The organism is Streptomyces sp. SID11385 (assembly GCF_010548245.1).
Taxonomy (GTDB): Bacteria; Actinomycetota; Actinomycetes; order Streptomycetales; family Streptomycetaceae; genus Streptomyces.
Genome location: NZ_JAAGLR010000404.1, coordinates 1 through 8,682, shown reverse-complemented (window position 1 = coordinate 8,682; position 8,682 = coordinate 1). Strand labels below are relative to the sequence as shown.

The window sequence follows — 8,682 nt, the reverse complement described above, 5'->3', positions numbered from 1 at the left end:
CTGCTGCTGCGCGCGCCGTTCCTCGTGGTCGTCGGCGCCGCCGTGCTCGTGACGGCGGGGGTGCGGGCGCTCGCGGGCTGAGCGGCCCGGCGCGCCGGGAGCCGCGGCGATCGCGGATACTGGCCCCATGCGGTTGACGGTCTTCTGGCGAAAGATGACGGAGCACTTCGGCGCGGGGTACGTGGAGTCCTTCGCGCACGATCACGTCATGTCCCAGCTCGGCGGGCGCACCGTGGAGCAGGCGCTCGCCGACGGCTGGGAGGCGAAGGACGTGTGGCGCGCGGTGTGCGAGGCGGCCGACGTGCCGGAGAGCGAACGCTGACGGGGGTCGCCCCGTCCCCGTACGTGCGGTGGGCGCGGCCCCGGCTCCGTACCGACCCGTCCCCCTACCTCTCCGCGCTGCGGAGGACGGGACCGATCCGGCCATGATCATGGCCGGGAAGCGTCGGTGGACCGAGCGATTGTCCGAATGTCCGAGGTGTAGGCGAGACTGACTGACGTGGCAGCGACAGACGAGACCCCCGGACGCACGGCTCCGCCGGGCGCGGACGTGCCAGGGCCGCCTGCCTCCGGCTCCGACGCCGGCGGGCAGGGCGGACGCATGCCCCGCTGGCTGCCGCGTGCCATGGTCTCCGCGCTGCTCCTGATCGCCTGCTTCCAGCTCGGCACCTGGGCCTTCCACCGGCTCACAGGGCTGCTGATCAACGTCCTGATCGCCTTCTTCCTGGCTCTCGCGATCGAGCCGGCGGTGAGCTGGATGTCGGCGCGCGGAATGCGGCGCGGCGCCGCGACGGGTCTCGTCTTCCTGGGCGTCCTGATCTTCGCGGCGGGCTTCGTGACGCTGCTCGGCTCGATGCTCGCGGGGCAGATCCAGAACATGGTCGAGGACTTCCCCAAGTACCTCGACTCGCTCATCAAATGGGTAAACGGGACGTTCCACACCGACTTGTCGCGCTTCGAGGTCCAGGACAGCGTGCTGCACTCGGACTGGCTCCAGCGCTACGTGCGCAACAGCGCCTCCGGCGTGCTCGACGTCTCCGCGCAGGTGCTCGGCGGCCTCTTCCAGCTCCTGACGCTGTTGCTCTTCGCGTTCTACTTCGCGGCCGACGGCCCCCGGCTGCGCCGCGCGCTGTGCTCGGTGCTGCCACCGGCGAAGCAGGCGGAGGTGCTGCGGGCCTGGGAGATCGCGGTCGACAAGACCGGCGGCTACCTCTACTCGCGCGGCCTGATGGCGCTCATCTCGGGCATCGCGCACTACATCCTCTTCCAGGCGCTCGGCATTCCCTACGCGCCCGCGCTCGGTGTGTGGGTCGGGCTCGTCTCGCAGTTCATCCCGACCATCGGCACGTATCTGGCAGGTGCCCTGCCCATGCTGATCGCCTTCACCGTGGACCCGTGGTACGCGGTGTGGGTGCTGGTGTTCGTCGTGGTCTACCAGCAGTTCGAGAACTACCTGCTCCAGCCGAAGCTCACGGCGCGCACGGTCGACATCCACCCCGCCGTCGCCTTCGGCTCCGTGATCGCGGGCACCGCGCTGCTCGGCGCGGTCGGCGCGCTCGTCTCGATCCCGGCCGTCGCGACCTTGCAGGCCTTCCTCGCGGCGTACGTGAAGCGGTACGACGTGACCGACGACCCCCGCGTCATGGGCCCCCGCCCACGCCCCGGCGGCTCCCCGGTGCTCGCCCGCGTCCGCCGTGCCCTGCGCGGCCCGAACGAGCCGGGCACCCCGCCATCGGCCGAGGCGGAGTCACCGGAGACGGAGACGGAGACGCCAGGTGGCGCGTCCCCGGCGCCCCGGGACGACGCGCCGCAGGAGGACGGTGGACGGCGCGACGACGGGCAAGGGCACGACCACGAGGGGGAAGGGCCCGACGACGAAGGGCCGCGACCGGGCCACTGACTCCCCGCGGCGTACGCGGCGTACGTGGCGTGCACGAAGTGGGTGGCCCGCGCGGCGTGCGTGTCAGAACGTACGGACCAGCAGCGAGCCGCCCATCACGAGCATCGTGGCCGCGACCAGCCCGTCGAGGAGTCGCCACGCCCCGGGGCGGGCCAGGACGGTGCCGAGGAGCCTGGCCCCGTAGCCGAGACCGGCGAACCACACCAGGCTGGCCAGCATCGCGCCGAGAGCGAAGACCCACCGCAGCGAGCCCCGGTCCGAGGCGACCGAGCCGAGCAGCAGCACGGTGTCCAGATAGACGTGCGGGTTGAGCCAGGTCAGAGCGAGGCAGGTGAGGACGGCGGTGCGCACCGAACCGACCGCCGCGCCCCGCGCCGTCAGGGCCTGCGGACCGGCGGGCCGCAGCGCGCGGCGGGCCGCGAGAGCCCCGTAGCAGAGCAGGAAGCCGCCGCCCGCGAGGCCGACCGCGGTCAGCGCGACGGGCCACGCGGTCACCACGGCGCCGAGCCCGGCCACGCCGAGCGCGATGAGGACCGCGTCGGACGCGGCGCAGATGCCGACGACCGCGAGCACCGCCTGCCGACGCGCCCCCTGCCGGAGGACGAACGCGTTCTGCGCGCCGATGGCGACGATGAGGGACATGCCCGTCCCGAACCCGGCGAGAGTCGCCGAGAGGATGCCGTTGTTCACGCTCCGACGCTAGGCAGCGCCACGGCATGAGTACAGCTAAAGTTTTTTACGTAGCATTAGCGCCCGTGATGGATTACCTGCCCCACGACCAGGTCCGCACGCTTCTCGCCGTCGTCGACGAGGGCACCTTCGACGCCGCCGCGGCGGTACTGCACGTGACGCCCTCCGCGGTCAGCCAGCGGATCAAGACGCTGGAGCAGCGCGCCGGGCGGGTGCTGCTCCAGCGCACGAAGCCGGTCAGGCCCACGGAGTCCGGGCAGGTGGTGGTGCGCTACGCGCGCCAGCTCGCCGCGCTGGAGCGGGACGCGTGGACGGAACTCGGCATCGCCGCGGGAGCCGGTCCCGCCCGGCTGCCCATCGCGGTCAACGCGGACTCCCTGGCCACCTGGTTCCTGCCTGCGCTGACCCGGGTCCCGCAGAGCCCGCCGGTCTGCTTCGAGCTGCGCCGCGAGGACGAGGCGCACACCGCCGCGCTGCTGCGCGAGGGGCGGGTGATGGCGGCGGTGACCTCCTCGGCGGAGCCGGTGGCGGGCTGCACCGTACGCCCCTTGGGCCTGGAGCGGTACTTCCCGGTCGCGAGCCCGGGATTCGTGGCGCGTCACCTGGCGGACGGGCCGCTGGAGGAGCGGCTGCCCGGCGCGCCTGTGATCGTTTTCGACCGGCGCGATGAGCTCCAGGACCGTTTCGTACGGTCGATGGTCCCCGGCGCGCCGGGCGCGGGACCGCTCCGGCACTACGTCCCCACGTCGGAGGGGTTCTGCGACGCGGTGGGCGCGGGACTCGGCTGGGGCCTCGTACCGGAACAGCAGGCGGCCCCCCTGCTGCGCTCCGGGGCCCTCACGGAACTGGTGCCCGGCCGGAGGATGGACGTGCCGCTGTACTGGCAGCAGTGGAAGCTGGACGTCCCGGCGCTCTCGCTCGTCGCGGAGACGGTCGCGGCGGTGGCGGCGGAGTCCCTGCACGCTCAGCACTGAGCGCCGTGGGGCACGGCGCGCGCGTGCGGCCCCCGTGGCCGCCGCGGGTCAGGCGTCGGCGCCCGCGGAGGCGTGGCGGCCACCGGCGTGGGGGCCGTGCCAGTCGAGGCACATGACGGTGGCGTCGTCGGTGAGGCGTCCGCCGCTGGCGTCGTGGACGGCGGCGGTGAGGACGCGGACGACTTCGCGGGGATGCTCGACCGCGGTGTCGAGCATCAGCCCCGGAAGGTCGACGGTGGCGGCTGTCCGCTCCTGCATCCCGTCGGTGTAGAAGAGGAAGCGGTCGCCGGGACGGCAGTCGAGGTCCTGGACCTGGTAGGGAGCGGTCGGGTCGATCCCGAAGGGGGTGTTCACCTTCAGCTCCACCCGGTGCACTTCGTCGTCGCGCAGGCGCAGGGGCCAGGGATGCCCGGCGTTGAAGAGCCGGCCACCGGACCCGTCGAGCGCGATGCGCACGAGCTGCCCGGTGACGAAGCCGCCGTGCGGCCGGCTCAGGAGGGACTGGTCGGTCTGCCGGGCCTGCTCGGCCAGATCGACGCCGGAGCGGCGGGCACCGCGGGAGGCGTTGACGGCGAGGGTGGCCAGCAGGGCGGAGTCGGTGTCGTGGCCCATCGCGTCGGTGATCGACAGGTGCAGGGTGTCGCGGTCGAGGGTGAAGTCGTAGGTGTCACCGGCCACCGTGTCGGCCGGGACGAGCGCGCAGGCGAGGGTGAACTCGGCCGCCTCGCAGGAGGGGGCCGCGGGCAGGAGCTGGCGCTGGATCTCGGCCGCCAGGGTGACCGCGCTGGTGCGCTGGCCCCAGTGGTAGAGGTCGGTGAAGCGGCGATCGGTGACCACGATGTAGGCCAGCGCGTGCGCGGCCTCCTCGACCTGCTCCAGGGCCTGGGCGGTGACCTCGGGCAGGAACAGCTCCAGCACCCCGATGGCGTCGCCCCGGTTGGTGACGGGAGCAAGCACCCGCTGCCCGTTGCCGCCGTCGGCCGCCCGAACCAGCTTCTGCGTGCGCAGCACCTCGTCGTAGACGCTGCCGACGAGCGGGATCTGCTCCGCCCGGCGGCCCTTCTGCGTCTCCGCCTCCTCGGTGACCCGCACCATCTTCCAGCCGGGTACGTCCATGAACAGGAACGATACGTACCGCGCGCCGAAACGGTCCCGCAGGTTGCGGGCCACCACATCCAGCGAGGCCACCGGCGAAGCATCCTCCGCCGCCGCCAGCACCGCGGCCAGCCGGAGCCGGTCATCCACCATCACAACCTCCCAGAGTTCCCAGCACCCCTTCCCGCACGCGACCACACCATCACGCATCGATCGACCGTGCTCGACCTGCGACGGCCCCGCCTTCGACGGGCGGGACAGCGGCCGTGGACCTCGGTCGCGGGCGGCGTGCCGACTTGACACGGAAATCGAACACGCATTCTTATGAAAAACCTGATGCGCCGTTCTGCCCAGGTGGTGACCCCTGTCCCACGCTTCCCGCGTGTCCGGGACCGGGAGTTATCCACAGGTCAGGAGGCGGTCGCGGCGCATTGTCAGTGGCAGGCAGTAGCGTCTTCGACGTGAAGCGATCGACTCAAGCAAATCGGGTGGAACCCATGGCAGGCACGGACCGCGAGAAGGCGCTCGACGCCGCACTCGCACAGATTGAGCGGCAGTTCGGCAAGGGCGCCGTCATGCGCATGGGCGAGCGGCCCAATGAGCCCATCGAGGTGATCCCCACGGGCTCGACGGCGCTCGACATCGCCCTCGGCGTCGGCGGGATCCCGCGCGGCCGCGTCGTGGAGGTGTACGGCCCGGAGTCCTCCGGCAAGACCACGCTGACGCTGCACGCGGTGGCCAACGCGCAGAAGGCCGGCGGTGCCGTCGCCTTCATCGACGCGGAACACGCGCTCGACCCGGAGTACGCGAGGAAGCTCGGCGTCGACGTCGACAACCTGATCCTCTCCCAGCCGGACAACGGCGAACAGGCCCTGGAGATCGTGGACATGCTGGTCCGCTCCGGTGCCCTCGACCTCATCGTCATCGACTCGGTGGCGGCCCTCGTGCCGCGCGCCGAGATCGAGGGTGAGATGGGCGACTCGCACGTCGGCCTCCAGGCCCGCCTCATGAGCCAGGCGCTGCGCAAGATCACCAGCGCGCTCAACCAGTCGAAGACGACCGCGATCTTCATCAACCAGCTCCGCGAGAAGATCGGTGTGATGTTCGGCTCCCCCGAGACCACCACGGGTGGCCGGGCGCTGAAGTTCTACGCCTCGGTGCGCATCGACATTCGCCGCATCGAGACCCTCAAGGACGGCACGGACGCGGTGGGCAACAGGACCCGCTGCAAGATCGTGAAGAACAAGGTCGCCCCGCCGTTCAAGCAGGCCGAGTTCGACATCCTCTACGGGCAGGGCATCAGCCGCGAGGGCGGGCTCATCGACATGGGCGTCGAGCACGGCTTCGTCCGCAAGGCCGGCGCCTGGTACACGTACGAGGGCGACCAGCTCGGCCAGGGCAAGGAGAACGCCCGCAACTTCCTCAAGGACAACCCCGATCTCGCGGACGAGATCGAGCGGAAGATCAAGGAGAAGCTCGGCGTCGGCGTGAAGCCGGAGAAGGCCGAGAAGCCCGAGGGCGAGCCGGCCGAGGCCGAGGAGACGACCGAGACGCCGGCCGGTGCCAAGACCGTGCCCGCTCCGGCGGCGGCCAAGGCGCCCAAGGGAGCCAAGGCCGTGGCCGCCAAGGGCTGAGCCGTGACACGACGCGGCGAGTACACGGCCCCCTTCACGGGGGACGGGCACGGCGACGGTACGGAGGGAGGGGAGCCACCACCGGCAGGGCTCCCCTCCGCCCGGGGCAGGCGCCGGGAGGAGCAGCCCCAGGACCCGGTGGAACAGGCCCGGGCGATCTGCCTGCGTCTCCTCACCGGGACGGCGCGCACGCGTAAGCAGCTCGCGGAGGCACTGCGCAAGCGGGAGATCCCCGAGGAGGCCGCCGAAGAGGTGCTCTCGCGCTTCGAGGAGGTCGGTCTCATCGACGATGCCGCCTTCGCCGGGGCCTGGGTCGAGTCCCGGCACCACAGCCGAGGGCTCGCCCGCCGGGCCCTGGCGCGGGAGCTGCGGACCAAAGGGGTCGAGAGCAGCCTCATCGACGAGGCGGTGGGGCAACTCGACTCCGAGCGGGAGGAGGCGACCGCCCGCGAGCTCGTCGACCGGAAGCTCCGGGCGACGCGGGGACTCGACCGTGACAAGCGCCTGCGCCGGCTCGCGGGCATGCTCGCCCGCAAGGGCTACCCCGAGGGCCTCGCCCTACGGGTCGTACGGCAGGCGCTGGAATCGGAGGGGGAGGAACTGGAGGAGTTCCCGGACGGGGTGTAGCGGACGGGGCTGGGTGCGGAGGTCGTGCGGCGGGTGGCGTCGCGCGCGGGAGGATGTCGCCCGGGGGAAGGGGTGGTCGCGCGGAGGCGGCCGGCCCCGGGGTGGCGCGCGGGCTGTCGGACCGTCGGGGCGGGGCGTTTGGGTCTGCTGGGAGGTGGGGCCGTGAGGTGGCCGGCCCAGCGTGGCGGGCCGGAGGGAGCGGCCCTCGGCCGATGGCAGGCTGGGCGGAGCGCTACGGCGCTCCCCGTGCTCACTCACCGTTCGCCGTTCCCCCACGCACGTTCCCGCGCGTGGGGGACGTCAGGCTCCTCGCCGTCCTCAGCCGTCCGCGGGCCGGGCGCTTGTGCCCGGGCCCGGTTCCACCGGGAGGCCGGCCGCGCGCCAGGCCTGGAAGCCGCCGTCCAGGTCGGTGGCACGGTGCAGGCCGAGACGGCGCAGGGACTCGGCCGCGAGGCTGGACGCGTAGCCCTCGTCGCAGATCACCACGACCCGCACGTCGTGGCCGGTCGCCTCGCGGACGCGGTGGCTGCCCGAGGGGTCGAGCCGCCACTCCAGCTCGTTGCGCTCCACGACCAGCGCGCCCGGGATCATCCCGTCGCGCTCACGCAGCGCCGCGTAGCGGATGTCGACGAGGAGGGCGCCTTCGGCGGCGGCGTCCCTGGCCTGGTGCGCGTCGAGCCGGTCGAGTCCGGCTCGTACCCGGTCGAGGAGCACGTCTATCCCGGTGGGCCCGGGCGGTGGAGTGGTCACTGCCAGTCCTCCGGACGCTCGACCTCTTCGAGACGGAGCAGCGGTCCCGTGCGGCTGTAGCGGCGCATGAGCGGCAGCGGCGGGTAGTAGGCGTGCACGGATACGGCGTGCTCGGTGCCGGATTCGTTGAGGACCTGGTGGACGTGGTGGCGTCCGAAGGCACGGCCCTCGCCGGGGGAGAGCGCACGGTAGCGGTCGACGCCGTCCTCCAGCTCCAGGGTGCGCCAGCCCTCGGTGGGCAGCCGCACGGCGAGCGAGTCCTCGCGCAATGTCCCGGCGGCGGTCGCGAAGGCGCCTTGCGAGCCCCCGTGGTCGTGCCAGCCGGTGCCGGTGCCGGGCGGCCAGCCGATCAGCCATGCCTCGCTGCCACCGGGGCCCACCAGTTGTACCCAGGTGCGGTTCTCGGGATCGAGGGGGAGGGTGGCGACGAGGCGGGCGTTGGCAGCCGTGGTGCGGACGAATTCGAGCAGTTCGGCGGGGGTCGGCCCTGCGGCGGCGGGGGCCGATGAACCGGCCGGGGGCGTTTCGGTGCCGGGTGCGGGGACGGGAGTTGCGGGCGCGGTGACAGACATGTGAACCGTCCTGGGTTCGCTGAGGGTGCGCAGCGCGAGAGGGCCACGACAGGCCACGGCGCGTGCGCGAAGGAAGGCACGAAGAGGTGCCGGAGAAAGGGGGAGTTCAGCGAGAACGGCGACACACGCAGCCCGCGTAGCGCAGCAGGTCCATATGGACCCGTCGCCACAGGCGCACATCGGTGTCGGTCATGATCCGGAGTAGACCACGGCGGCGGATAGCCGTCAATTCACGCGTACCCGGCGGCTGATGGCGTGCGCGGCGCGGCCGGGAGGCTCCCCCGCCCCGCGTCCGCCCGTCGCGCACCGGCCGTGCGCCGTGCCCACCCATCGCCGCCGACCCCACGCGGAGCCCTACGTCCTGGCCGCTCACTCGTTACCGGGACGGGTGATGAGCCGCCGGGTCTCGGTGTCGGGGCGCGCTCCGGAGGCGGTGCCTT

Annotated in this window: 10 protein-coding genes and 1 pseudogene; 6 read left to right on the top strand and 5 right to left on the bottom strand. The window is 72.5% G+C overall.

The window, feature by feature from the left end:
• The 3 genes and pseudogenes from G3I42_RS37530 to G3I42_RS12345 form a co-directional block, all read left to right on the top strand.
• Nucleotides 1–81: pseudogene (locus G3I42_RS37530) on the top strand (AzlD domain-containing protein); the annotation flags it as partial.
• A 46-nt stretch (nucleotides 82–127) separates the two neighbouring features.
• Nucleotides 128–322: a DUF3046 domain-containing protein gene (locus tag G3I42_RS12350; protein WP_010274063.1), complete on the top strand. Its 195-nt coding sequence runs from the start codon at nucleotides 128–130 to the stop codon at nucleotides 320–322.
• Between the two features lie 279 nt (nucleotides 323–601).
• Nucleotides 602–1,900 carry an AI-2E family transporter gene (locus G3I42_RS12345; RefSeq protein ID WP_164285327.1) on the top strand — a complete coding sequence of 433 codons (1,299 nt, stop codon included), beginning with the start codon at nucleotides 602–604 and terminating at the stop codon, nucleotides 1,898–1,900.
• Nucleotides 1,901–1,963: 63 nt separating this feature from the next.
• Here G3I42_RS12345 and G3I42_RS12340 read toward each other — a convergent pair whose 3' ends face one another.
• Entirely contained in the window at nucleotides 1,964–2,590 is a 627-nt protein-coding gene (locus G3I42_RS12340) for a LysE/ArgO family amino acid transporter (protein ID WP_164285321.1), read from the bottom strand.
• A gap of 68 nt (nucleotides 2,591–2,658) precedes the next feature.
• Between G3I42_RS12340 and G3I42_RS12335 the strand changes: the two genes are divergently transcribed.
• Nucleotides 2,659–3,564, top strand: a complete 906-nt coding sequence (locus G3I42_RS12335; RefSeq protein ID WP_164285325.1) for a LysR family transcriptional regulator ArgP — start codon at nucleotides 2,659–2,661, stop codon at nucleotides 3,562–3,564.
• Nucleotides 3,565–3,612: 48 nt separating this feature from the next.
• Here the strand turns inward: G3I42_RS12335 and G3I42_RS12330 are convergent, their stop codons facing one another.
• Nucleotides 3,613–4,812 (bottom strand): PP2C family protein-serine/threonine phosphatase, encoded by a 1,200-nt coding sequence (locus G3I42_RS12330; RefSeq protein ID WP_164285323.1) that lies wholly within the window; start codon nucleotides 4,810–4,812, stop codon nucleotides 3,613–3,615.
• A 344-nt stretch (nucleotides 4,813–5,156) separates the two neighbouring features.
• Here G3I42_RS12330 and recA point away from each other — a divergent pair, with 344 nt between their 5' ends.
• Nucleotides 5,157–6,293: a recombinase RecA gene (gene recA / locus G3I42_RS12325; protein WP_164285320.1), complete on the top strand. Its 1,137-nt coding sequence runs from the start codon at nucleotides 5,157–5,159 to the stop codon at nucleotides 6,291–6,293.
• Nucleotides 6,294–6,296: 3 nt separating this feature from the next.
• A complete protein-coding gene (gene recX / locus G3I42_RS12320; RefSeq protein ID WP_164285318.1) occupies nucleotides 6,297–6,920 on the top strand; it encodes a recombination regulator RecX in 624 nt (207 codons plus the stop codon).
• Nucleotides 6,921–7,238: 318 nt separating this feature from the next.
• On the opposite strand, the gene G3I42_RS12315 is transcribed toward recX, so the two are convergent.
• From G3I42_RS12315 to G3I42_RS38400, 3 genes are all read right to left on the bottom strand, one after another.
• Nucleotides 7,239–7,670, bottom strand: a complete 432-nt coding sequence (locus G3I42_RS12315) for a rhodanese-like domain-containing protein (RefSeq protein WP_164285316.1) — start codon at nucleotides 7,668–7,670, stop codon at nucleotides 7,239–7,241.
• A complete protein-coding gene (locus G3I42_RS12310; protein ID WP_164285314.1) occupies nucleotides 7,667–8,242 on the bottom strand; it encodes a cysteine dioxygenase in 576 nt (191 codons plus the stop codon). The genes G3I42_RS12315 and G3I42_RS12310 overlap by 4 nt, the downstream gene beginning before the upstream one ends.
• Nucleotides 8,243–8,348: 106 nt before the next feature.
• On the bottom strand, nucleotides 8,349–8,435 hold the full coding sequence (locus tag G3I42_RS38400) for a putative leader peptide (protein ID WP_324603596.1): 87 nt from the start codon (nucleotides 8,433–8,435) through the stop codon (nucleotides 8,349–8,351).
• Nucleotides 8,436–8,682: the final 247 nt, after the last annotated feature.